This window comes from Geovibrio sp. ADMFC3 (assembly GCF_054687035.1).
The window spans coordinates 1-24,831 of record NZ_BAAFZG010000001.1; the positions used below are offsets into that span (position 1 = coordinate 1).

At 43.6% G+C, this 24,831-nt stretch carries 14 protein-coding genes and 2 pseudogenes; 2 read left to right on the forward strand and 14 right to left on the reverse strand.

Translation table 11 applies throughout. From position 1 onward, the window contains the following. Nucleotides 1–179 precede the first annotated feature (179 nt). On the forward strand, nucleotides 180–3,515 hold the full coding sequence (locus ACYRYY_RS00005; RefSeq protein WP_460213431.1) for a DEAD/DEAH box helicase: 3,336 nt from the start codon (nucleotides 180–182) through the stop codon (nucleotides 3,513–3,515). Nucleotides 3,516–3,549: 34 nt separating this feature from the next. Here ACYRYY_RS00005 and ACYRYY_RS00010 read toward each other — a convergent pair whose 3' ends face one another. From ACYRYY_RS00010 to ACYRYY_RS00055, 10 genes are all read right to left on the reverse strand, one after another. After that, complete coding sequence (locus ACYRYY_RS00010) at nucleotides 3,550–3,762, reverse strand: hypothetical protein (RefSeq protein WP_460213432.1); 213 nt, start codon at nucleotides 3,760–3,762, stop codon at nucleotides 3,550–3,552. 70 nt (nucleotides 3,763–3,832) lie between these two features. Next, nucleotides 3,833–7,243 carry a conjugal transfer protein TraG N-terminal domain-containing protein gene (locus ACYRYY_RS00015; protein WP_460213433.1) on the reverse strand — a complete coding sequence of 1,137 codons (3,411 nt, stop codon included), beginning with the start codon at nucleotides 7,241–7,243 and terminating at the stop codon, nucleotides 3,833–3,835. Between the two features lie 10 nt (nucleotides 7,244–7,253). After that, nucleotides 7,254–8,600: a conjugal transfer protein TraH gene (locus ACYRYY_RS00020; RefSeq protein ID WP_460213434.1), complete on the reverse strand. Its 1,347-nt coding sequence runs from the start codon at nucleotides 8,598–8,600 to the stop codon at nucleotides 7,254–7,256. Nucleotides 8,601–8,649: 49 nt separating this feature from the next. Continuing rightward, nucleotides 8,650–9,372 (reverse strand): hypothetical protein, encoded by a 723-nt coding sequence (locus tag ACYRYY_RS00025; RefSeq protein ID WP_460213435.1) that lies wholly within the window; start codon nucleotides 9,370–9,372, stop codon nucleotides 8,650–8,652. A gap of 12 nt (nucleotides 9,373–9,384) precedes the next feature. Then, nucleotides 9,385–11,586 carry a hypothetical protein gene (locus ACYRYY_RS00030; RefSeq protein WP_460213436.1) on the reverse strand — a complete coding sequence of 734 codons (2,202 nt, stop codon included), beginning with the start codon at nucleotides 11,584–11,586 and terminating at the stop codon, nucleotides 9,385–9,387. After that, nucleotides 11,573–12,382 (reverse strand): type-F conjugative transfer system pilin assembly protein TrbC, encoded by an 810-nt coding sequence (locus ACYRYY_RS00035; protein ID WP_460213437.1) that lies wholly within the window; start codon nucleotides 12,380–12,382, stop codon nucleotides 11,573–11,575. The genes ACYRYY_RS00030 and ACYRYY_RS00035 overlap by 14 nt, the downstream gene beginning before the upstream one ends. After that, the gene (locus ACYRYY_RS00040; protein WP_460213438.1) at nucleotides 12,342–12,785 is read right to left on the reverse strand and encodes a S26 family signal peptidase; all 444 of its coding nucleotides are present in this window, start codon (nucleotides 12,783–12,785) and stop codon (nucleotides 12,342–12,344) included. Before ACYRYY_RS00040 ends, ACYRYY_RS00035 begins: the two co-directional genes overlap by 41 nt. Next, nucleotides 12,785–16,129 (reverse strand): conjugal transfer protein TraN, encoded by a 3,345-nt coding sequence (gene traN / locus ACYRYY_RS00045; RefSeq protein ID WP_460213439.1) that lies wholly within the window; start codon nucleotides 16,127–16,129, stop codon nucleotides 12,785–12,787. The genes ACYRYY_RS00040 and traN overlap by 1 nt, the downstream gene beginning before the upstream one ends. A gap of 9 nt (nucleotides 16,130–16,138) precedes the next feature. Continuing rightward, nucleotides 16,139–16,336, reverse strand: a complete 198-nt coding sequence (locus ACYRYY_RS00050) for a hypothetical protein (RefSeq protein WP_460213440.1) — start codon at nucleotides 16,334–16,336, stop codon at nucleotides 16,139–16,141. After that, nucleotides 16,336–16,716 (reverse strand): single-stranded DNA-binding protein, encoded by a 381-nt coding sequence (locus ACYRYY_RS00055; protein WP_460213441.1) that lies wholly within the window; start codon nucleotides 16,714–16,716, stop codon nucleotides 16,336–16,338. Before ACYRYY_RS00055 ends, ACYRYY_RS00050 begins: the two co-directional genes overlap by 1 nt. Before the next feature lie 403 nt (nucleotides 16,717–17,119). Here ACYRYY_RS00055 and ACYRYY_RS00060 point away from each other — a divergent pair, with 403 nt between their 5' ends. Next, a complete protein-coding gene (locus ACYRYY_RS00060; protein ID WP_460213442.1) occupies nucleotides 17,120–20,830 on the forward strand; it encodes a hypothetical protein in 3,711 nt (1,236 codons plus the stop codon). 127 nt (nucleotides 20,831–20,957) lie between these two features. Here the strand turns inward: ACYRYY_RS00060 and ACYRYY_RS00065 are convergent. From ACYRYY_RS00065 to ACYRYY_RS00080, 4 genes and pseudogenes are all read right to left on the reverse strand, one after another. Continuing rightward, nucleotides 20,958–21,545 (reverse strand): annotated as a pseudogene (locus tag ACYRYY_RS00065) (IS3 family transposase); the annotation flags it as partial. 153 nt (nucleotides 21,546–21,698) lie between these two features. Continuing rightward, on the reverse strand, nucleotides 21,699–22,433 hold the full coding sequence (istB, locus tag ACYRYY_RS00070; RefSeq protein ID WP_460213443.1) for an IS21-like element helper ATPase IstB: 735 nt from the start codon (nucleotides 22,431–22,433) through the stop codon (nucleotides 21,699–21,701). Nucleotides 22,434–22,435: 2 nt separating this feature from the next. Further along, entirely contained in the window at nucleotides 22,436–23,974 is a 1,539-nt protein-coding gene (istA, locus tag ACYRYY_RS00075) for an IS21 family transposase (RefSeq protein ID WP_460213444.1), read from the reverse strand. Between the two features lie 257 nt (nucleotides 23,975–24,231). After that, a pseudogene (locus tag ACYRYY_RS00080) lies at nucleotides 24,232–24,752 on the reverse strand (transposase); the annotation flags it as partial. Nucleotides 24,753–24,831: the final 79 nt, after the last annotated feature.

The window sequence follows — 24,831 nt, forward strand, 5'->3', positions numbered from 1 at the left end:
CAGCGCCTTTTTTTATTGCTATAAAATGCTGCTGTAAGCAAATTGACATCAAGCATAAACTGAAATCAAAGATCATTTTCAGTTTTCATCCTTCCGATTTTCCCATTTCGAATAACACATTTTGAAAATTTATGTTACCCTATAAGCGCATTTGCTCAAAACATAACTAAAGGGTAAAGATGGCTGACAGACAACGAGTAACAAACATTCTGAAATTCTGGCGAGCTGTAGAGATATTTGATATTCCTTCGTTACAAAAAGATGACGATGAAAGAACTTTTGCATATAGTTCATATAACAAAAACTTAGGAAAGCCCTTCCCGTGGCAGAAGTCCATTAGCGATAAGGTTTATTTTCAGGTTTATTTAGGATTTACTTCCAAGCAACATATTATCAGGCATATTTTAAGCCTTATTCCTGATTCTCCTGAAATGAGTATCGGTGAAAAAGAAAGGATTGATGAAAGCAGCGGTTGTTTCGCTGTTTTCTGTGTTGACGGAAAAGGGAAACCTGTTGAAAAAAGCTACGCCCTAGCAAGCTTTATTATAGGTATTGAAAAACTAAGCATTCCCGAAAGTTTAGAAAGTATTAATGACGAGCTTCAAAACTACTCCCTTGCCTTTGACGGCAGAATATCAAGTAAAATCTCTGTAAACGATGACAAAAAGCAAGTTGATTGGGATTTTATCCATGATGAAATCGATCTGATTACCAAAATTATCCGCTACCCTCTGGAAGAAGAAAATATTGAAGTTTTTGTAAGATGTTTTGGTTTAAAAAACAATTCTGAAATAAGTACGGATTCTGACCTGATTAACTCCTTTTTCCTTTCAGATCTTGATACACTCGTGAATAACTCAGGGCAGGTATTTGGGCAAGCTCTTGAGACATACCTATCTACTACAGATTCAGAAGACAGAAGAGATATTCTCGCTAACGAAACATACTTGAAGCAGTGCCTGAGAGCGGAGCTATTACCGCAGGGCAGATGGGCTACCAATCCCGAACATTCCCTTATGCTTGCTCAACAAGCAGCAGTATTCAAAATACTGGACTCTTCAGAGCCACATTCAAAACTTATCTCCGTTAATGGTCCGCCAGGAACAGGTAAGACAACACTGCTTCAGGACGTAGTCGCCGATGTGATAATCAAAAGAGCCGAGAAAATATCTGATCTGCGTTACCCGAAAGACTTGTTTAAGGGTGAATTTTCATCAGAAAATATAAAGGTTTACAGTCTTGACTGTAACATAATGCAGAACACACAGATAGTCGTTGCCAGCAGTAATAATAATGCCGTCAAAAATATATCAGCAGAAATACCGACAAAAATTGATTCTGAAGCTTTTCTTGATACAAATTATATAAAAGAAGTTGCCCTGAATAAATTTGGTGAAAACGCATGGGGATTAGTGGCTGCACCTCTAGGCAATGCCGTTAATAAACATGAATTTATCAGTAAGGTTTATGATCCTTTTGAGGGGAGGGATACTGAACTCTTAAAGAATATCGTAATAAAAAACGAAACGAATCAGTCTGATATTGAAAATCTCTTTGGTGAACCAGACAGCAAAGCAAATGATATATGGATATTTAAAAAAGTTAAAAAAAGACCTGATAGTGCTGAATATATATCGGTATCCGATTATTTTCAGAATCCGTCAACAAGTGAAATTGAAATAAAATTCAGCAGTTGTATTGTCCAGTCTCAGCATGTGAAAAAGATTTTTGTTCATGGTATGCCATGCACGATGAAGCTTTATTTGGAACATTGGAAAAGTAATTATAAAGAGGCTGCAAAAAACTGGAAAGCTGCAAAAGATAATTTTCAGAAAAAGCTTAAAATATTTAATTCTTACAAAGAACATATTATCAGTCTGCAACCGTTTATTGAAGAAATATATGAACTAGAAGAAGCACTAATTGATGTTGAAAGTAAGCTTGCCGAGGAAAATAAAAAGAGTGAGCAGATTCGTATTCATATAAATGAACTTGTCTCTCAAAAAGAAGCATTAGGGTCAGAAAAGAAATCTCTGGAACGGCAGCAAGAGAATGAAAAGATTAGGCTCGGACAGCATGAGCGTCGTAAACCGTGGATTTTAGCGGTTTGGTTTAAGTTCCAATCATATAAGCTTTGGCTGGAAGGGTACGAGAAGCTTGAACAGGGCTATATCGTTGTGAATGACAAGATTATTCTCATTGATAAAGAGTTTAAATGTATTGATGATAAAATTGATTCTTTATCGAAACTCAATAAATCTGTAATAGACGAGCTACATGAACAGAAGAAAGCTATTCTCTTAGAACTTGAAAAATTACAGTCTTTATTTAACCCTCTACAAACTAAAGGTATAAATTTTCCTGATAAGAAATTCTTTGCCCAGGAGAAACAAAAAATACATCTCAAAAGCTTATGGACTACAAAAGAAGTTGAAGTATTGCGCTCGGAATTATTCTTAGCAGCTTTGAAGCTTCATGAGTGGACAATGTGCGCTACGGCTGGCAAGTGGGACGCAAACATGAAGGCTGTAAAGGGGTTGTTGAATAGCAAGGGTGGGGTTATATCCGCTGATGAATTACTCTCAATATGGAATATGCTCTTTTTCATAACTCCTGTGGTTTCAACGACATTTGCGTCATTTTCAAGGCTTTTCAAAGGATTGGGCAAAGAAACGCTAGGCTGGCTGCTTGTTGACGAAGCAGGGCAATCAACTCCGCAGATGGCGGCAGGGGCGATCTGGCGTTCCCGAAGAGCTGTTATCATCGGTGACCCTATGCAGATTGAGCCTGTAATGACTGTTCCGAATATCATCGTTGATAAGATGAAACGGCACTACAAGATTGATGAATGTTTATGCCCGCTTACAGCTTCTGTTCAGACGTTAGCCGATCGTACCATGGAGTACGGCTCATATGTTGGGGATACGTGGGTAGGGTTACCGTTAAGAGGGCACAGACGGTGCATTGAACCGATGTTTTCGGTCTCCAACGAAATTGCATACGGCAATCAGATGGTTCAGGCGAACAAAAAGCCTGAACAAATTTCTTGTGTGCTTGGAAATAGCTGCTGGCTTGACGTACAAGGTTTTTCGCAGGGGCAGGTTGTTCAGGAAGAGATTGAATTTTTATCTGAAACTTTGCAAAGACTGAAAGAAGACTATCCTATCGTCGGTAACGGAAAAGAAGCAGTCATTTATGTTATTGCTCCCTTTAGAAAGGTTGCCTACGCAGCGCAGAAAGCGGTTCGTAAGCTAGGTTTATCAGGGAAGGTTCAATGTGGCACAGTGCATACATTTCAGGGGAAAGAAGCGGATATTGTGTTTATTGTTCTTGGCTCTGCAACTGGGAAAGTTGGAGCAGGCAGCCGTAACTGGGTATGCAGCAAGCCTAACCTCTTGAATGTGGCTCTTACCCGTGCAAAATTGAGAGTTTATATAATTGGACACTATGCTGATTGGAGTGAATTATCGTATTTTAATGTTCTGTGTAGGAGCTTGAAGGTTCAGAAGATATAAAAAAAGCCGGAGTTTTTAGCTCCGGCTGGGGTAATTAGTCTTTGTGATAAATATTACCGCTCATTCGGCTGTATTTAGGGTCATGAATATAGTCTGGAAAAAGGAGTTCATTTTTAAATTTATCATGGCTACTATTTATCCTTTCATGGTTATCAGAATTCGTATTTTTCAAAAATTTATCTGCTGGCAAGAATACCAGAAGAGCAACAAAAGCAACCATAACAATCACTGCAACCACAATTCCCATGATACATCTCCTATACTTTAATTATAGCCTGTCTGAGCATATTCTCAAGTTTTAATTCTCCTTTTGTCAATTATTTTTCCGTCTTAAATCCGCCCTTAGAAGCTTCAAAGGCTTTTGCAAATGCGGTATCGTTAATATCGTTGTTATCCCGCATTAAAGGGTTGTCTCCGTTGGCATAATCAGGGATATATCTGTCATTCTGGATGCCTGTTGCATTTCCGACAAGCTCCTTACTGACATCTGTTACCCTGCTGGCGATGTAATCATCCACATCGGCTTTGTCTATTTTACCGCTTTCAACAAGCTTATCAGCATCCATACGGGCGTTATAAATTGTTGTGCCATAAAGGTAGGTAAGTGCATCTTTATCTTGAGACGTACTTTCGCTGGATTCTTTGATTCTTTGAACTGACATACCTGCATTAACCCCTCCGTTGGCTGAAGCTGAGTTGTTTCCTTGACTGAAACCAACACCCCCTGATGCTTGACCTGATACTCCACCGGATAAAGTATTTTGGTATCGTTCACTGCTGCCCATGCTAAATCTCACACTCTCCGGTATATTCTTCGCAATGCTCTGAGCAACCTGTATTGAGGCTTCAGCAATGTTTTCTTTGGATTCTGCGCTAGCAACACGGCCGAACATATTCGGGTTAGGATTGATGATTGCTGCAAGGCCATCTACATTGACAGAATCTCCATAGCTTTCCGTGGTTGCACGGACGAATTTGTTTTCAACGGTATCTTCCGTTCTCTGGATCTTTTCATCCACTTCGCTTTCTCTGGTAAGTTTGTCTTTGGTGTCTGTTTTCTCCAGTCTGGAAACTGAGGCAAGACCGTTGAGGACATGACCGTCACCATGGGCGGCACGTAGAACGTTTCCTTTGCCCTCGATGTTTGCCATGAAGCCGTCTGAGGTTTGTCCCTTCAGGCGGATCATTGAGTTATCGCCCGGCATACCTGTTCCGGATGCTTCGACTGTTCCGACCAGACTGACATCCTTGCCGTCTGTTGTCCTAACCTGAACATCCTTATACTGAGCCGTCCATGAGACTTCACTACCGGGAGAGATGGAAATCATCTTGTTTTCAGCGTCATAGTCGGAAATATCTCCTTTGAAGGTGAAGTTCTTGCCGTCACGCCTGGCTGTGATGAGTCCTGTTGCAGTATCAAAGCTTATGTCAGTGTAGCGGTCACCTTTGCCGTCACCATCAGTGTCAATGAAGCCGCTGAACATTGTTCCCCGCATAGATTCTTCTTTGGACTGAACAAATCTGGAAGTTGCCGAGAAGTCGATGCCGTCATCACTCATGCTGCCGAGCCCGGAGATTGAGTAAGCGTTACCGTGTTCGTCTGTTCCGTTCACAGTGAGCTGACCGCCTCGCTGTGAAGCTTCTCCGGAGAGCGTGAGTTCCTTGCCGTCCACATTGACTTTCTGGTTGAAGAAAGAGTGTGAGCCGGTTTCACCGGAGCGCAGATCACTGCTGACAACCGCGCCGTCAGGTGCTTTTCCATAGTGGAGTATGCCGTCATCAGTTGCGATAGTCCTTATATTGGATTCTTTCTGGTATTCAGCCAGAAGGCTTTCTCCGGATTCATTGGCTTCGTTTTCCCGGAATTTTGCGTCAGTGAAATACTTCAGGTTCCTGCCGACTCCGCCGGTTGCAAGAAGTTCTCCATCATTAAGCCCGTTTTCTTTTTCAACGGCTCTGGAACCTTCCGCCGCTCCGGTGTTGCCCATAGTGTTGTAGGTTTCCCCGGAAGCAACACGTTCAGCATCATAACCTGCTCCCTCAAGCATGGATGTGGCGTGGCCGCTTTTGATTTGATTGTAAGCTGCGCCGCTGCCGATCATTCTTCCGAGATCCATTGCATTACCTCCAAAGTTTTTAGCGGCTTCTTCTGCCAGACTTTCGCCTTGACCTATAGTCTGCCCTATTTCAGATGATCTCATTGTTGATGCAGACTGATACCACTGCCTTGAATTGATTGCTCCCATAGTCGTTGCGGGAACCATAGAAAGGTCATCCAGTCCTTTCTTATACTGCGCCGCTTCTCCGCCGGGTGCGCCTATCTGTGCGCCCTGACTTGCTGCCTGACCGGAATAGCTTGCGCCGAGTGCCCCTGCGAAGCTTGCAAATGCCGCACCGCCGCCGAACTTGAATATACCGTAAGTCATCATCGAGGCTATTGTCATGCTCATCCATCTCGCCTTACCGTACCAGCCGAGAACCTGTGCTGACCTGTCGCCTATGCTGAAGAATGTAGTCAGGCTCAGACCTGTTTCCCGTATCTCCCGGAATACCTCATAAGCATAGTTCTGAACCTGAATATTGATCACCACGTCCACCAGAACCCATGTGAGAAACCAGATCCATAAACCGAAATAAAATTTGAAGGCATCCATTGGCGCAACATACATGAGCAGTGCCACGATAACGAATAGAGAAATCAGAATGGTAGATACCATACCCTGAATCATCGGCATAAAGTCCGCTGCCATTGCACCTGAAACAGCATCACTCGCTGTTGCCATGCTGCGGGCTATCTCCTTGGCCCGCTCAGATCCGGCGTTTATGCCGTCAATCAGATATATCTGTGCGACCACGGCTGATGCGAAGATATTTGTTTCATTATATCCGACCGTGTTTGTTGTGCCGAAAGCATTATACACTCCTCTGAACTTCTGACGGCACATAAGATATTCCTGAGTATCGGACGGATCATAATTCATCCTGCTGCAAAAAACAGCGAACGCCTTATTAACTCTTTCCGGTTTTCTCAGTTCTAAATTTATATAGCCGGACGCTTCAGCACAATATACGCTTTCCTGACCTGTATCACTGTAGATTATAGTGTTAAACATCCTGTAATCGGTGGTGATGTTTTCAAGAAGATCTTTGCCGTTACCGTTCCACATACCATCGACATCCAGATCCCCATGAACCTGCATCTGATCAACGCAGTTATTGAAGTAATCTTTCAAAGTGTTTGCCAGATTCATATCCTGAGCAACACCGATTGAACCCAGAGCTGATATAGCAGACAACATTTCATAGCCGTGCCCGAAGCCTATGTCATCAATGTGCATGATGGGGCTTCCGGCAGTCTCTATCAGTTCAGTATTCTCTCTTGTGAAGCCGTTTGTCAGACCTCCTACTAGCCCCACACCGGCGGGGACTCCGCCGACTGCTTCATACTTGTTTTTGACACGGTCATAGACATGCATAGTAACAGTAGGAACCATGAATATGCTGTAAAGAACTGTTCCTATCATTACCCGTTTAATCCAGATAGCATCAGAAGCCTTCGCACCGAATATTCTCTCCGCTGCTGCCTGAAAAGCAAATGCCGCAATTGTGAGCAGCATCACTACGGTGAACCAGCTCTGATAAGTGTGATTACTGAACAGGTTCGCTATCATGTGAAATGCGTTTACTGCTGAACGGAAATCTCCGTAAACGTAATATTCAAACTGCATGAGTCACCGCCTATTCAGGAAGAGAGAGACGGTTGTCTTTAACTATCTTGGTGATAGTCTGCCGGAGGTTTTCATAAGTCTGGATTTTTGTTTCCAGACTATTCATCTCCTTGAGCTTGACCTCATACTTGCTCTTTGCCTCAATCTGCTTTTCTTTGACTTTTGCAAGCAATTTCTCAGTGGCTGTAACCGTTGATATAGTCAAATCAGGATCTCCGCTTTTTATCCATGTGAGATAGTCTTCGATGGTGTCTTTAAGGTTTTCTGTCATGTTTGTGAATATTGCATATGCAAAGCCATATGCAGAAGGAGTCCGCAGATCATCTTTAACAATCAGAACCTGATTCTTGCCGTATCTTTTTGCTATATTCAGGAAATGTTTTGCCGGGATAGGGTTGATTGCTATAAAGCCGATTTCCTTTTCACTGGGTGCATCAGAAGGTGAGTTCATAAGCTTGTCAGCAAGAGAGTCGAGTATTTTGCCGGTTCTCTCGTTCAGATTATCACCGGCAGAATCAAAGCATGTACCTGAAACTGTCTTTGAAAGGGGTTTGCCTGTCACTAAGTTTTCATAAGTTGCATTATCGCATCCGGGTTCATAAGAAAAGCTGAGTTTATCTGTAAAAACAATCTCTACATCTCCAATTAGGGCACGAAGCTGGTTGATTTCATTTGTTGTGAGTCCGAACTTTCCGCCTGCATTGGCAAGCAGACTGCCGCCTTTTTTCAGTTCAGCTTTTAATGCTGCCGGCATCGAAGATGAATCTATTGCTTGCTTTAAGGCTTTTCCCGGCTTTTCTTTTGTATCTTTGAGAGCTGTGTCCCAGAAATTATCCCAGCCGGTTGAGATATTTTGAGATATTGTGCTTGTTGCTTGAGTTGGACCCGACTTCACCATGTCTACTGTGTACGTTGCAACTGCCTTCGCTGCCTGGCACTCATCAAGCTGAAGAGCATTGAGTGTGTTCATCACCTGCTCCATGCCTTCAACCTTTTCGGATATCGTCGAAGACAGCTCATTCAGCGCAACTTGGAACGCCAGAGCAGGAGCCATGCGAATGATACGCTCAAATTTGTCTACGATGTAATCAGCATTGAGAAAGCTGAAACCGCCCATGAAAATATCAATCCCGCCGCAGCCGATATTAAGGCGGGGAGGGGAGATAGTCATGAGGTTGTCGGTTTTTACTCTCATGCGTGCCTGAAAGCCGCCTGCCGTGGCGAAGCCCCGTTCCTGCCCTTGGTACGAGCTGGGGCTTGTTGTGTTCATGGTGTCAAACCAGTCCTCCACCCAGTTGGCATGGGCAGAACCTGAAATGAGAAGTAAGAGAAATGCTGAAAGAGTTTTTTGAAACATATTGAACCTCCTTACCATGTAAATGGCTAAGGAGGTTCGGGTTTGAGAATCAGCGCAGAAACTTTGCGTAGCTGTTTGAACGGAATCTCCGGAGAATCGGGCTTGAGTGCAGTTCGGATATGAGATCCAACACATCTTTTGCAGTTGTGAGATCCATCTTCCCGCCGGTTTTCAGATTATTTATCTGAATAACCGGTGTGTATCTTTCTGTTCTCCAGCCGACTCCCTCTTTGATGTCGGTTCTCCGTAAGAATAGACGGGGCAGGATTTTTGACTTACCGTCCGGAAAATACAGACCTTTTGTATTCAGGAGTTTCCGTAAATATCTGTGAGATTCTGCCATTGAAAAATCAATAAGATAGTCAGTAAGGTCAATCCCTTTGAAGTTGTACTTTCCGGCTCTGAACAGCATTGCCTTGGCCACTGCTGTTCTGTAATGGCATCCATCAGATACGATAGTGTGCTGACCGACTCTTTTATATGCAATGTCCTTCTTCATTGATGTGAAATAGTAGTCAGGGTTATTCATGGCTTCGAGCATCACATTTCTTGTCCTGTCATTCTTTGATGTCAGAAGCTCCAGCCATGATTTATCAGCAAATTGTGGTGCATCCGTTGCATTGACTTCAAATATATTTACTGCTGCTTCTGATTTATATGATATTTCCCGTGCATAACGGCACAGGCTGTTATAAATGGTGCTGCAATCAGCAATCTTTGCCGTTATGAACTCCGGTTGTTCTTCCTGAAGCTTTTCAAGCAGATTATACATATCTGTCCTCCATTAATCTCCGCTGCAAATCATGTCCTTAACCGCATCACTGACAATGCCGAAGCCGGCAATGACCTGATTGAATGCGTTTGTGCATGTGCAGTCTTTGATAATTGATTCCGTGAGCTGGTCATACGGGCATGTGCGTTCAGCAGTGTTCCTGTCAACACCGCAGGGGCGTTCCTCGGTAACTATGTCCGTTGTTGTCCGGCGTGTCTCCTGATCCGGGAATACTTCCGTGTCCTGATTTCCTGTCTGGACAACGCATGAATATGTGCATGAGTCATACCCGTCTGTGTCTATTTTCACATTGCCGGAGTTTGTCTGCCCGTCTACTAGATAATTGAAATCACCCGTATCCCGGTTAATTGTGCTGCCGATCATGTCGCCCTGGGCTTTCGCTCCGGAGAAGTCAAATTCCGTGTCCGTTTCGCATGTGTATGTGCGCTTAATCTCAAAGTATTCCATGCCGTCAGCCTTGCTTGAAATGGTATATACAGACGGATCAGCGTACCTCTGAACCCCATCTGCTGTGATGAAGCTCTTCGATGCCCCTGTGACATCAAACCTGTCTCCGTAGTCGCATACGATATATTTGCCGGAGTTGCCTGAAACTTCCGTGCATTTGCTCTGGAACATCATGCCTGTTGCTATATAGTTTGATACGGTGTCTGTGCCGTTAATTTCCTCTTCATACAAACGGCAGTCGGGATCCTCGGCATAAGCTGTACATGTATCATTCCTTGAGACTGTCAGGATCTCTTCCCTCATTGAAGAGAGTGTGGTAGTTGTGAGAGCGTTGTTACCAGAGCCATAACGCCCAACATATGCCCAATGCTTCAACTGGCAGAGCGATTCAGAGCATGTCACGTTATAGAGCAACTGTGCAGTATCCACCCCGCCGTCAGAACCCCAACGGACGCTTACCCGTGCCCCGGAACTCCGATCACCGCCCGGATATGAATTGAGTGATACTGACTGCCAGCCGGTTGATGTTGAGTTATCGCATCTGCTGTAGCCTTCTCCTTGGTTTGCACAATCAAGCTTATAGCGCATTGTTTCACCACGTCCGTCACCGTCTTCATCAACGCACTGATAGTGCTGAGTGAACTGCCTGTCGCTGTATGAACCGCTTCTATTTACAGTTCTTGTTGTGATACTGCCCGGAGTACACCAGAACTCGTCAATTTCTCCCGTATTTACCATGGGAGTATTTCTGATAGCGCATTCATGGTTACTGATGTTGTTAGTCCACGGCTCCATGACCGTGTTGTATTTGCTGTCAGGATCCGCCATCTGATTAAGCAGTTCTTCACTTGCGTCAGGCTTTTCTCCGAGCTGATAAGAACGCTTCAGCCCCTCCACATTCTCTTCAGCTCCGGCGCAGGACGTGGCGGATGCACCAAGATATTTTACAGACAGCGTGGTGACATCAATCTTAGTGTCGGAGATGACTATTCCAAGTTCATTCATCAGATGTGCGCTGATTCCGCCGCCGAAGTAACCGAGTGACTGTTGAAACGTTGCATTGAATGAGCTTCCGCACGATGCGTTGGCGCAGTAGCAGCCTCCGGCATGCCTCATTTCTGTGACAGGTCTCTGTGTTGCAGTGACTTTGTTGTCCGCAGGGGTGCAGACTCCGCCGCATGATGTGCTGCACTCACGGTAAGTGTCATATGTTGCGCCGCTGTTCTCACATTTATGCTTAACGCCTAATTCAAAGTATTTGCAGTTGTTCCATGTGCCGGGTGTGCAGCTCACATAGCCGTTTGTGCAGAAGCCTGATATGTTTGATGTTGTGAATGTCTGATCCTTTGTGCCGTCAAGGTCTGTGTCAAATGCAACCTGAAGCTGAACTTCTCCGCCTGTTCCGAAACCTGCGGGCATTATTGAAAGTGCCTCTTCCTCGCTGGAGCATTGAATCATAGCGTCAAACTCATTCTTAACGCATGTTGATGAACATTCTGAAGCACATTCAGAAGATGAAGAGAACACCTTCTCTGTGTCCGGGCATTTATATGAAGCGGACATGGTGCTCATCTTTGTGGAGCTGATCACAGGGTTCATCAGCTTATTCTTTGCATCCTTCGGGTCAGAATAGCTGTCCTGCATCTGCTTTCCGATTGTGTTAGCCCGGCTCTTGCCTTCATTTGCATCAGCGTAAGAGAGAGATGTAAGGAGAAGGATTATTATAAAGAAGCTACATCCCCTCATAGAAGCCTCCGGATTTGAGCTGCTTCCGCATAGTCTTTGCCGCCGCCACTCCCTCGCCCTCAAAGCGGAAGAGGGCGTGATCGATTGAAACATCACCTGAGAACTTGATGAAACCGCCGGTAACATTGTCTCCCATGGTGACTTTCTGCATCAGCTCATTGTACGGCACTTCGGAATAGACAAATGCAGGAACTGCCTGAACATCAAATGCACGGAAGAGGAAAGGGTTAATATCCGTCCTTGCCATCTGGCACTTAGTATCTTCTTTCTTGAGTTCGTTGACTGTTTTTCCGCAGGACATCTTTGTGAGCAGGTCTATTGTCGGCATGATGTTGTTGATTCCGCCCACTGTGCCGTTCATTACCATGATTGCGCCTGGGAGCTTCTGCATATCTTTGGCATATGTCTTCAAAGTCTCTTCGGGAATGCTGCTTGAAATGAATACATACAGGTGCAGGTCGTTCAGATCCGCACGGTCATCCCAGCAGGATGAATTGTCATCGATGCCCACCGTGTCCTTTGCTATCTGCTTTCTGTAAACGTCCACCTGTTTCATCAGCTCAGGTATGTCCTCGGCCGCAACCTTCTCGGCTCTTGCTTTCATTGCCGGATTATCCGGCAGTTTAAGCTTCGGATTATTTTCAACTTTCGGCTTCTGAAGATTCTCTTCCGATTTTGTCTTGTTGTCTCCCTTCAGCTCACTGATTCTGTCGAGCAGTCCATCCGAAAATTTCGGAGAGGCAAAGGCTATGATGCTAAAACAAAGGATGAACAACGCCGATAATATCTTCTTCATTGATAAGCCCCCATAATCTTGAATCGTATGAGCGGGGATGATCCCCCGCCGCAAAGAACATCCCTTCAGGGATTATGCCTTCATAAAAGAAGGTCATATTGTCCGGGTCTGTGCGTTCTGAAATGAGCTTGCCGTCACACTTAAAACCTTCTTCGTCCACCTGAATAAACATCCCGCCGGAGCAGGCTATGCGCTTCACCAGCGGCACGCCCTCAGGGATTATTCCTTTTGGGTCACGCTGGCTTTTAAACATCACATAATCCCCGTATTCCGGCGTTTCAAAGCGGTTGAAGAAGAACCACTTGAAAGGAACACTTTCAGAAATATTCCTACCCGCATGTGCGGCAATGAGGTTGAGAACGAAGAGAACCGTGAACACAGGTATGAAATAACGCTTCTTCATCACTGCACCACCGGAACAGGAATGTTCTCAAAGGCATTTCTGATGTTCTCGTTGATATTCTGCTGCATTTCAGGTTCAACGTAGTGTTCAAACCATTCCGAGAAGTCAATCTTGTCGAAATCCAACTTCTGGAACTCCTCCGGAGTGAAGCCTCTGCATTCAGGGCTCTTCGGCGTACCCCAGCCTATGCCTAGCTGCTGCCGCCCCTGTTCGCCGATGATGCGGGCGAGGGCAGAACCGAAGCAGCAGTATGTCTTTTTCTTTTGAACGCACACACTGAGCCACTTTTCGGAGCAGTATTCACCGACTTGATGGCATTGACCGTCCACCTCTCCCCAGTCCCTCAGAGTTGCTAACGCCTGTTCTGCGGGCTTACATTCACTTAAACCTAACCAACTGTCCTTATCCTTGCAGCAGTCTGTGAAGCCTGTCTGTACACCGGGCTTTCTGCACCTGCGGTCTCCGCCGTTGAATATGTATATAGTGCCGAGACACTGACCGGCTTCGTCAACTTCGCCGTCTGCCTTCTTGTCATTCGCTCCTTCATCAGTATCTTCGTTGTTGTAGTTGCCCTGGTCTGTGGAGCTGTAACAGCCGTAAGCGGAGCATTTCCATGAACCGCCCACATTGACGCAGGGATTGCCGGAAGAAGGGCATGTCGCACCGGCAAAGCATTTATTAAGTGTGGAGTCGTATGAACCGGACTGGCATGACGGGGCAGCCTGACATATTGTGCCGGATTGGATTGTTCCGGTTGGGCACGCCTTGGCAGCATCGGCAACGCACTTATCAACTGTGACAGAATAACTCCCTTGGGTGCAGGAAGGAGTATTCAGGCATTTATTCTGCGCCGAATCATATGAATAGCTTGACGGACAAAGAGTTGATACGCTTATCTTGCATATATCAAGAGCCGCATCATACACACCCTGAGAGCAGACGGCAGAGGCAACGCATTTGCCGGCAGCAGAGTTGTATGTCATACCCGCAGGGCATGATGTAGAAACCGTCAGTTCGCATTTGTTTGTGGATGAATTGAGTACACCGCCGTTGTTGCAGGAAGGAGCTTTAACGCACATACTGAGAGCTGAGTCGTAAGTGAAACCGGAAGAGCAGGAAGGTCCCGGCTTCGGTACGGTTTCAGTGACTGTGCAGATATTGTAAGAAGCTGTTCCACCATCAGGACATATATATGTATTATTTTCTATACAATTATGTCCATCAGTCGGAGCCCATTTTGATCCATTACAATACCACGACTGGTTTGTTCCGGATTTTCTGCACTTATATGGACATTCGGGATCCAGTCCGTATGATGCACCATATGTAGTCGTCTTAACGCACTGATTGCCCTGTTCCGTATATCCCGCCGGACAGCTTCCTATGGTTGCACTGATAACACACTTCTTCGCAGTCGAGTTATATGTTCCTGACGAGCAAACAGGGTTGGTCTGACAAATTGAACCGTTTTTAGTATATCCTGTAGGGCAAGATGTTGTTACCGCTGTTTCGCAACGGTCGGTAGATGCGTTATATGTCGCTCCTGTCGGGCATATTACAGAGGCTTTGCATATGTCCAGTGCAGAATCGAAGGTGTATCCTGAAGGGCAGTTGCCGGATGTAATGACTGTCTCGCACTTGTCGGATACTGCATTAAGGATTCCGCCTCCGGAGCAGACGGCAGGAGCAACGCACCTGTCCAGACCGCTGTCATATGTCATTCCGGAAGGGCATACATCAACAAGCGGCGGAGCCTGACAGATATTCAGAGATGAATTATAACTCATTCCTGAAGGGCATGTATTTGATACCATCAGTTCGCATTTATTTGTGCTGCTGTTGAATACACCGCCGCTGCTGCATGTTGGTGCAGTTACGCACTGACCTGAAGAAGAGTCGTAAGAGCCGGAAGAGCAGGACGGTTCAGGCATCGGAATGGTATCTGTTATGACGCATTGTGTGCCGTCTAGCACTCCACCATTGGGGCAAGAGTACAAACCTGTCAAAATAGTCCCGGAAAGAGATATAGTTACACCGCCACAACCATAAGTTCCTGTGACTTCAGATGTAATTGCAGTACAAGTTGAGTTAGGGGTTATTTTTGCACGGCAAATATGTTGAATATTATTCCCGTAAATCACTGTTAAACTAAAAATCTCAGTCCCAGATACAGCGAGAGAACCACTGTAATGTCCTGAATTATAGTATTCTTGGTCTGACATAGAAATGTTAGTTGTCAGATAACAGCTATCATATATTCCGGAATATGTAGTAGTTTTAACACACTGACCGCTTGATTCCGTATATCCAGTAGGGCAGGTCGCCGGAATTGCTGCGGTTGTGCATTTCTTCAGAGACGAATTGTATGTTCCAGTGGAGCAAACAGGATCTGCCTGGCATTTATTCAGGCCACTGTTATATGTATAACCGCTGGGGCAGGTTTTTGTGACTGCGCTCTCACACTTGTTTGTAGCAGGGTTATATGTGCCGTTGGCGCATATTGTTGTTCCGGTAGTCTCGCACTTATCAGTTACAGGGTTTAGCACTGTTCCTGCGGGGCATCCGGCTTCAGCGTAATTTATATTGCACTCCTGCTGCCCCTGTGGGCAGAGATACCCGCCTTCTCCCTGTGCGCACTGGTAGATGTCCATGTTATCGGTGCAGAGATAACAGTTACTGCTGCCGTCACAATAAGCATTTTCCATTTCTCCGGGTTTAACGTTTTCTCCGGGAACAGTGCCGCTGACGCATGACTGTACACCGGAGAACTCAACAAGAGCATTCATCATCACGTTTGCCCCGGCATCGCTCCAGAGTCCGGCGAGGTTCATCACTCCGTAATGCTCGCCGTAAATATCAGTGTTGCCTATGTCCGCAGGATTCAGCTTGTTATCAGGCTGCCCGTCTGCCCAGTTGCGGTAGTTAAGGACTGTGTTATCCCGCCACTTAAAGCGGGTATCGTTCACAACATTGAAGCTCTGCGTCATGTTCGGGTCGTACAGACCTATCCACGTTTCAGACTCTCCGCTGAAAGATAAAAGCCCTTTAAGTATGTCGTTTGTCCTTGCGTTACGGATTATGGCCAGCCTTGAATTAAAATCCCTCCATTTGCCTGTGGCTACTGTGATTGCGTACGTCTTGTTTGTGGTGCGGTCAAATGCGTAGTTCTTATATGTGCCGCTGCACGTTCCACTATCAGGGGTCATTTCAACGCAGTCACCGCCGCAAGCGGATGCGCAGAAGTTCTGTGAGTCGTATATGACATCTGTCTCTCCGCACAGCCACGGCGCAGCGTGAGAGGTTAGGGCGGTTAAGAAGATAGCGATAAGGATAAGATGTTTCATAGGACACCTTCAGCTTGTTATCCTGCCGATGCGCTCATCATCGGCAAGCATGATGTGATAAATTTCATTGAAGATCCGTTCATAGTCTCTGTTTTCTTCGGATGTTCCGACTGTGAGGGATACAAGAAGGCGCACCTTCTCTAGGGTGCGCTTCAGTTGGATGTGTTCTTCAAGCAGTTCGATGTAGCTGTCATTGTAGTCAGGCATCAGCGTCTCCGTCTGTTGCCTTTTTTGTCAGTATCATTGTCGGGTTCGTTTTTTGATTTTTCTTTTCTGGGCAGAAACTGAACATCGTTGACTTTCAGATAGATTTTTGAGGAAAAGTTCCCTTCCTTGTCTTCCCATGAATCATACTGCGGTTCGCCTTCGATGAAGACAGGTGCGCCCTTGTCGAGATATTCAGCGCAAGCTTCGGCCTGTGCGCCGAAAACAACAACTTCGATAAAGAATGGATTTTCCGACTTAGGTTTGTTGGCGGCAACGCCGAATTTGCAGAGGGCAAATTCACTGCCTTTCTTACTCTTGGGGTATTCCAGCTCCGGTTTTCTGGTAAGGTTTCCGATTATGGTATGCTTGTTGTGATACATGAAAGCACCTCCTTACCATGTAATGGCTAAGGAGGTGGGGGGGGGGGTACAAAATAATTAGAAATGTGAAAAGAAGAAGATAAAGAACTTTGCTGAATCGGAGAATAGAGGTTACATTTCACCGGATGCCTTTGAAAGAAATTACTATATCAGTAAGTTAGGAAAATGTGGTTAATCTCGTGTCCACTATTTCCGGCAGGGATCAGACATATGGATACTCCTAGTGCTTATTTTAGCACCAAAAAGTCTCCGGCTCAAACGGGGGCTAATACAGGGGGCTAAATTTGGTGTTGGGTAATTATTATTGTTCATTACTCATATTCTTTCCTATTAATTAATGATTAATTGGCATATTATGAGGTTGTTAAACCAAGTGTCAAGTATTTACTGATGAGGATTTTATATGAAATGGATAGATTCTTCAGATATCAAAAATTGGGCTAATAAGAGAGAAGCACAAGATCACTTGCCACTACTTATTAGGAAACTGATACACGCTTCAGTGGATGTTGAATCAATTGATATTCCTGCTGGTAGCTCAGTTTCTACTGGTGGTTGGGATGGTATTGTTAAAACAAACGGACAACACACTTACGTCCCATCTGGAGATTCGGTATGGGAATTTGGTGTAGATCAACAGACAATTAATAAGGCTGAGAGTGATTATGCAAAAAGAGTCAAAGACCCGCTGAATGTCACTCCAGCCGATACTCATTATGTTTTTGTTTCACCAAGAGCGTTTACGAAGAATAGGACGTGGGCTAAAGATAAATCACAAGACAATGTATGGAAGACAGTAAGAGCTTATAACGCTAGTGATTTAGAGGCATGGTTGAATATGTGCCCATCAGTTTCTAAATGGTTTTCATCTCAAATTGGCCTTCATTCTGCCAATAAAGTCGAGTCGCTAGAAATTTGGTGGAATAAGTGGAGCTCTGTCACTAATCCGAGAACTTCTATAGAGCTTCTTATAAATGATAGACAAAAAAATATTGAGTCTTTTCAGGAGTTAATTGAGCAAAGTCGATTTATGTTTTCGATAGAATCAGACTCTCTGGATGAGAGTATTGCTTTTATATATTGTGCTGCGAACTCGCTTGAGCAACCTTTAAAAGATAATTTCTTATCTAAGGCAATAATTATAAGGTCAAAAGTTGACTTTGATAGTATTGTTAACAACTACGATAATTGTATTATAATTCCTGTTTTTCCAGAATTCGAAGGTGGTCGTTATGCGCTAGATAATGACCACTCATTAATAGTTCCTGTCGGTCAGTCGAAAAGTTTTAAAGGGAGTTCTATAACTTTAGATAGGTTAAGTAAAAGTGCTTTTACAAAAGCATTGGAAACAATGGAGATCGAGCACCAAAAAGCATGGCAGCTTGCTGCGGACACAAAGAGGTCACTTACTGTGCTTAGGCGAATTAATACTGATGGCCAGCTTATTAAACCTCGTTGGTCTTCAGCGGATGCAAAATTACTAGTTGCTATGTTGTTAATTGGAACATTTGACTCAAATAATGAGTCTGATAAACAAATGGCATCTATGTTATTTAATGCAGACTATGACGAAATAGATGAGTTTCTTCAAAATCTATCGCAAGGCGAAGATCCTTTTGTACGTGAGATACGAGGCGTTTGGGAACTAATATCATTTAGAGACGCTTGGTATTTTCTTTCAAACGAGATAGATGATTCAGTAAAGGAAAGGTATCGGAAATGTTTTTTAACTGTTTATAGTGACGAAAATACAAGATTTCTTAAAGAGCTAGAAGAACGTTATCTTGTATCTACTAATGAGCAATATAAGTTTTCTGTTTATATGAGACGATCTTTAAAGAATACTTTTGCTTTATTGGCACTTGAATCTGATAATCAAGCTTATGTTGATTTGTTATTAGGAGAGGTTCTAAACGAAAGTACTACATGGAACCTTTGGGCATCTCTCAGAGATGAGTTATCAGTCTTTGCTGAAGCAGCACCTGCTTCATATTTACGAGGCATTTCATATTTAGTAAATCAAAAAGAAAAGGTTTCTGAACTCTATCGATCATCATCAAATGCTTTGTTTGGAGGACATTCTCTTACGGGGATATTATGGGGACTTGAAAATATTGTTTGGTCAGAAGATTATGGTGAGCAGGCAGTTATCCTAATAGCAAAACTAGCTATGTTAGACCCTGAACCATCCAGTAATTACGTAAACCGCCCTATTAATAGTTTGAAAGAAATATTCAAATACCGGCACCCTCAAGGAAACTTTAGCTCTGATAAACGTATAGAGCTTATTGAGCAGATACACTCATTAAACAATGAGCTCGGTTGGAATATCATCGATAGTGCATTGCCCTATAGAGGTGGTGGTATGGCTAGCTGGATTTCCAAACCAATATGGAGAGAGTATAGAGAAATAGAGCAAGTGACTTATGGTGATATAAATTATTTTGCATTCAATTTATATAAAAAAGCTATTGAGTTAATTCAATCGAGCAGAAGTATAACGATTATGCTCAAGCGTGGAGATCAAATAAATGATGATAATTTTGATTTATTAGTGTCTGTCTTGGGAAATGTTGAAAAGTACAATTTAGAAATGTCAGAGAAAAAAACAATTTGGGAGCAATTAGAAAGGTTAGTGTCAAGCTGTGAGAAGCAAGAGCGTGAAAATATAAGAAAGCGTGCAAGTGTTTTTAGAGAACTTGCAGACAAATATAAACCTGATGACATAATTCAAATAAACATTTCGTGGTTTTCATATGATTATCAGGTTATTAGAAAAAAATATCCAGAAGCAGAGGATTATAAAGAATATATTGAAGTACTTGATGTTGATAGATTTAAAGTTTTGAAAGATATTTTTGAGCAAAAGGGTGTTGATGGATTAATACAAATGGCAAAACTTTCTGAAGATTCCAGATCTATTGGTCGTGTTGTAGGTGGTAATTCATATTTTTATGAAGGGTTAGATCAGTATTTATTCACTAAGGCGAATAATTTTGATGATTCACAAATTCAAGTGTATGGCCCTTACATAGAAAAACGTGTACAAAAAGACAGACGGTATTTGGATTCTCTTATTGACTCTGAAAGCTTCAATAATGAATTCAAAACAAAAATATTATTATGGTGTGTTTGGGTAGATAACTTATTATTTTATATAGATAGGTTTGAGGAGTCTGATAAAGAATTTTTCTGGGAAAGAGCTTACCCTTATTACTTGCATGAAAACATTGACCCAGTAACAATAATTCAAAATTATCTGAAATATGACAACCCAATATCTGCGTTAGAGTTTGCAGTTGGAGTAAGAAAGAAAGAAAAGATATCTCCTAAGATTCTGCAAAATGTTCTTTTAGCTTTAGCCCAACATTCTCCTAAAAGGCAACTTGGCACAATGGATACATTTCATATCGAGGAAGCTTTCGAAAGGCTTTGGGATACTGAAGAAGTTAAAGATTCAGAAATTCTACAATTAGAATGGGCCTTTTTAAAACTATGGAATGGGTATGATGGCAAGTATCCAAAATGTATTAACAGGCAGATAGCTTCTGATCCCTCATTTTTTGTATACTTATTGTCTTTAGCATTTAAACCTAGAAATGCAGAAAAAAATGATCAGGATATCTCTAAAATACAAGCTGAGAATGCTTATCACGCATTAGATTTGTGGAATATGGTACCGGGACAAAGCGTAGATGGAGAAATTGATTTAGCCTTTTTGAAAGAGTGGGTCAGTGAAGTTCGGCAAAAGTGTGAAACAAATGATAGGATTGATATTTGTGACCAATATATCGGTAAAATATTAGCAAAAAATCAAAAAGTTAAGTCTTATGAGGTTCCCGACAAAGCGATACTTGAGATTCTTAATGAAGATATCAGTAAGCATGTTAAGACAGGTTTTTCTATTCAATTTAGCAATAATAGAGGAGTACAAAGTTTAGATATGAATGATCCTGGAAAGGGAGCAAGAGATTTAGCGTCTATTTGTCGTGATATATCTAAAGAACTGGTTATTTCTTATTCTAAAGTTTCTGAACTCTATGATGCTATAGCAAATAGCTTTGATCATGAATCTAAATGGCAAAATGATCAATCTGAGCTGGAGGGGTATTGATTATGGAAAAGTTACACCAAATATTTTTAAGTTCAACCTTCAGCGATCTTATTGATGCACGATTAAAAGTTATTGATGGCTTGCCGAGAGCAGGGTTTTATCCTAAATTGTAAGAGTCCCTCTTTTCTTACAGCAGATATTTAGAGTTTTCCACTCTTTCAGCATACTCCTCTGGAGTCATTTTTCCCAGAGAATCATGCGGTCTTTCTGTATTGTATTCAACCATCCAACGGTCAGCTTCTTCCCGAACTTCGCTTAAAGAGAAAAACAAATGCCTGTCCAATACCTCGTTCCTGAACGTCCGATTAAATCTTTCCACATATGAATTCTGAAACGGCTTGCCAGGCTGTATAAACTCAAGCTCAACATCATGGTATTCCGCCCAGTCAGCCAATTTTACCGAGATAAACTCAGGGCCGTTGTCCATTCTGAGCTTAACAGGATAACCTCTCCAAGAAGCAATCCTGTCAAGAACTCTGATAACTCTTGCTGCCGGAAGATTGAGATCAACCTCTATGGCAAGAGCTTCCCGATTAAAATCATCTACGACGTTAAATGTCCTGTATTTCCGCCCGCAGTACAAGCTGTCGCTCATGAAATCTATAGACCAGCACTGGTTAATAGATTCAGGTACACTGATAGGGAGAGGATTCCTGTTTGGAAGCCTTCTCTTGGCCTTACGACGCATATTAAGCTTCAAGAGGCAATAAATGCGTATTCCGGTGTAATTGGACAGTGAATCCGGAAATGACTGGACAGTGATTCCGGTTTTGATTGGTCAGTTTGAATTCAATTAATCTTCCTACTCCTCTTAAATATCTAAATGTCCATCTTTGGTCAAGCGTTCAGTGGTAATTCTATTCATTTTTCATGTTAACAGAGATCTGTTCTCTTTCCTGAGAGATTCACCGGTAAGCTGTAAGTGCTCTGCGTTGTGCACGAGCCTGTCACAGATGGCGTCAGCGATAGTGTGATCACCTATAATGTCATGCCATTTATCAACGGGTATCTGTGTGGCGATAATAGTAGATCTGGCGGAGTAGCGGTCTTCCATTACCTCAAGGAAATCCTTCCTCTCATGATCATTCAGAGTATCCAGCCCCCAGTCGTCAACGATCAGCACATTTACTCTGGAAAGCTGAGTGAGTACCTTTACATAAGTACCATCTGTTCTGGCAATCTTAAGTTCCTGAAGGAGTCTCGGCAGTCTGACATAGAGGGACTTTATTCCGTTTCGACATGCGCTGTTGCCGAGAGCACAGGCGATATAAGTCTTTCCTACGCCAGAGGCACCGGTGATTATGATATTCCTGTGTTTGCGCACCCAATCGTTTTTACCAAGTTCCAGCATCATCTGCTTTGTAATGTTTCTGCCGTTCCTGTACCGGATGTCCTCTATGCAGGCTCCGGGATACCTGAGTTTAGCTTTCTTTAGAAGCAGGCAGAGTTGTCTGTCTTCCCTGTATAGTGACTCATGCTCCAGAAGGATTCTCAGCCTCTCCTCGAAACTGAGATCATCAATCTCCGGCATCTTCTGCTGTAGTTCATACGCCTGTATGAATCCTTTAAGTCTGAGCTGTGTCATCATTTCCGTTAGTTCCATCTTTAGTCATCTCCTTTTATACGATAGTACTCATTGCCCCTGATATTCTCATGGACAAGATTTTTTCTTGGTTCAGGTTCAAGGTAGTGTATTTTATCCAGACCTTTTTCAAGGATAGACTTGATGCTCTTGTATCTGACAGTGCCGCTCTCCAGAACCATACGGCATGCCTTCTCAAGTCTTTCCGGCTGGTAATATTTCGAAAGCTTAATGACACCCATACAGCTCTTGTAAGCCTGTTCCGGAAACTGCCTGCTGTCAATAATGGCATCTATTGCTTTGGCGGTGTACGCTCCTGCGGCCTTTGATGCCCACTTATTAATTCTTTCAGGCGTCCAGCCTGAAGCAACGAACTGATGGTTGGGCGGCATGTGGGCTTTAGAGGTAGCGTAGTAGCCATACTTAAAAGACCTGGGGTGTGATGCTATGCATTTATTCTTATGTATTATCTGAACTATCCTGCTGTTGTATTTGATATCTACAGTTTCACCCATAAGCCGCCATGGGACACTGTAGTGAGTATCTCCTACCTGCACATGATAGTTGAAGCTCACCTTGGCCTTCTTCCAGCTGTACTGTTCGAACCTTTCAGAGGGAAGTGGTTTCAGCGCAGGCTGGTCTAATCCTTTGAACAGCTGTCTGCGGGATGACTTCATATGCTGCATGGGTCTGGCGTTAAGATTTACAAGCTCTTCCGCCACTGCGCTGTTGAGTTCCTGTATGCTGTTAAATGTGTGGTTACGGAGTACAGCAAGGATACGGCGCTGAACGTTAAGTACGCCGTTCTCTACCTTCCCCTTATCCTTTGGTTTACCTGGTCTTGCGGGGACAACTGCTATGCCGTAATGCGCTGCCATGTCTGCGTAGCCGGGATTTATATCAGGGTCGTAAAAGCATGGGGACGTTACTCCGGACTTAAGATTATCCGGCACTATGCATTCAGGAACGCCGCCGAAGAAATCGAACATCTTTACATGGGCTTCTATCCAGAACTCTTTCGTCTGGTCAGGAACACATACCGCATAGGTGTATGAACTTGCTCCTAAGGTCGCTACAAAGAGATCTACTGATGTCACCTCGCCTGTTATTGGATTTACGATCTCAGGCTTGTAACCGGAGAAGTCTACAAATACCTTCTCGCCTGCTTTATGATTAAACCGCATCGTCGGATTAATCTTTTTACTCCACTGCTGATAGTGGTAAGAGAATTGGGAACGGCTGTAGCCTCCGGGATTCTCACGGATATACTCTTCCCAGAGAAGCTGAAGAGTCACCCCTTTCCGCTTAAGCTCTTTGCAAAGATACTCCATATCCGGCATGGGGCGGGAGTATACGGGCTGATCTGGTTCCTTGGGGTAAAAGATTGACTCAAGCTCCTCATCCGGAAGCTTGGCAAAGGTTTCATAAGGAATGCCTGAATCTATGTATTTGTTGATGCATCCGCCTGCTGTCGTCGGTGATACATTACAGGCTTTGGCTATCTGACGGTTGCTGAGACCGCCTAAGTCATGAAGGCGGATTACTTCACGAAGATATTTCATTGTTAACCTTCCTTTCTTGTGTCGTCGCATCTGTCTCTCCTGTTTTTGAGACAGATTCTATAGGCTCGGAAGATTAACGTAAAATTCAATTCAAATCATAAAACGGGACACAAATGCAAATCCGGTAGCTGCGCTTAAGTGTCCAGTCATTTCCGGATTCACTGTCCAGTTAATTCCGGATTGAGTGTCCAATCAATTCCGGAAACGGTGTCCAATTAAAACCGGATTGCCTGTCCAATCGACTCCGGATTTCGCAAATAAACCCTATGAACCCTCTTATGATTCCATTTATGTCCAAGCCGACGGATAATGGCAAACAGCTTTCCGAAGCCATATCCCGGATATTTCTCACACAGTTCAAGCAGAACGGCTATGACATGGTTATCTCTGTCTACATCCGGCTGATAGTAATACACCGGACGGCTTATGCTTACAGTACGGCAGGCATGACTTATGCTCATGCCGTAAGTTGCTCTACAGTAGTCTGCTAAACTACGCTTCTCCGACGGCTTTAAAGCTTTTTTGAGAGAATATCCTTCAGGGCTGTATTCTCTAAGCTGAGATCAGCAAACATCTGCTTCAGTTTGCGGTTCTCATCTTCTAGCTCTTTTAATCTCTTGATGTCAGAGGCTTCCATGCCTCCGTATTTGGACTTCCAGTTGTAGTAAGTGGCGTCACTGATTCCGTACTCTCGGCAGATGTCTTTTACCTGTCTGCCGGACTCGACTTCTTTGAGTATTTTTACGATCTGAGTTTCTGAAAATCGACTGCGTTTCATTAAGTCCTCCTGTTATTAATCTACAGGAAAACTCTAATGCTGAACTGTAAAAATTTTAGGGACGCTTACATTATTCCAG

Excerpts from the sequence above, each read along its gene's own strand:
- ACYRYY_RS00005 (WP_460213431.1), top strand. The coding sequence starts at position 180 with ATGGCTGACAGACAACGAGTAACAAACATTCTGAAATTCTGGCGAGCT.
- ACYRYY_RS00010 (WP_460213432.1), bottom strand. The coding sequence starts at position 3,762 with ATGGGAATTGTGGTTGCAGTGATTGTTATGGTTGCTTTTGTTGCTCTT.
- ACYRYY_RS00015 (WP_460213433.1), bottom strand. The coding sequence starts at position 7,243 with ATGCAGTTTGAATATTACGTTTACGGAGATTTCCGTTCAGCAGTAAAC.
- ACYRYY_RS00020 (WP_460213434.1), bottom strand. The coding sequence starts at position 8,600 with ATGTTTCAAAAAACTCTTTCAGCATTTCTCTTACTTCTCATTTCAGGT.
- ACYRYY_RS00025 (WP_460213435.1), bottom strand. The coding sequence starts at position 9,372 with ATGTATAATCTGCTTGAAAAGCTTCAGGAAGAACAACCGGAGTTCATA.
- ACYRYY_RS00030 (WP_460213436.1), bottom strand. The coding sequence starts at position 11,586 with ATGAGGGGATGTAGCTTCTTTATAATAATCCTTCTCCTTACATCTCTC.
- ACYRYY_RS00035 (WP_460213437.1), bottom strand. The coding sequence starts at position 12,382 with ATGAAGAAGATATTATCGGCGTTGTTCATCCTTTGTTTTAGCATCATA.
- ACYRYY_RS00040 (WP_460213438.1), bottom strand. The coding sequence starts at position 12,785 with ATGAAGAAGCGTTATTTCATACCTGTGTTCACGGTTCTCTTCGTTCTC.
- traN (WP_460213439.1), bottom strand. The coding sequence starts at position 16,129 with ATGAAACATCTTATCCTTATCGCTATCTTCTTAACCGCCCTAACCTCT.
- ACYRYY_RS00050 (WP_460213440.1), bottom strand. The coding sequence starts at position 16,336 with ATGCCTGACTACAATGACAGCTACATCGAACTGCTTGAAGAACACATC.
- ACYRYY_RS00055 (WP_460213441.1), bottom strand. The coding sequence starts at position 16,716 with ATGTATCACAACAAGCATACCATAATCGGAAACCTTACCAGAAAACCG.
- ACYRYY_RS00060 (WP_460213442.1), top strand. The coding sequence starts at position 17,120 with ATGAAATGGATAGATTCTTCAGATATCAAAAATTGGGCTAATAAGAGA.
- istB (WP_460213443.1), bottom strand. The coding sequence starts at position 22,433 with ATGGAACTAACGGAAATGATGACACAGCTCAGACTTAAAGGATTCATA.
- istA (WP_460213444.1), bottom strand. The coding sequence starts at position 23,974 with ATGAAATATCTTCGTGAAGTAATCCGCCTTCATGACTTAGGCGGTCTC.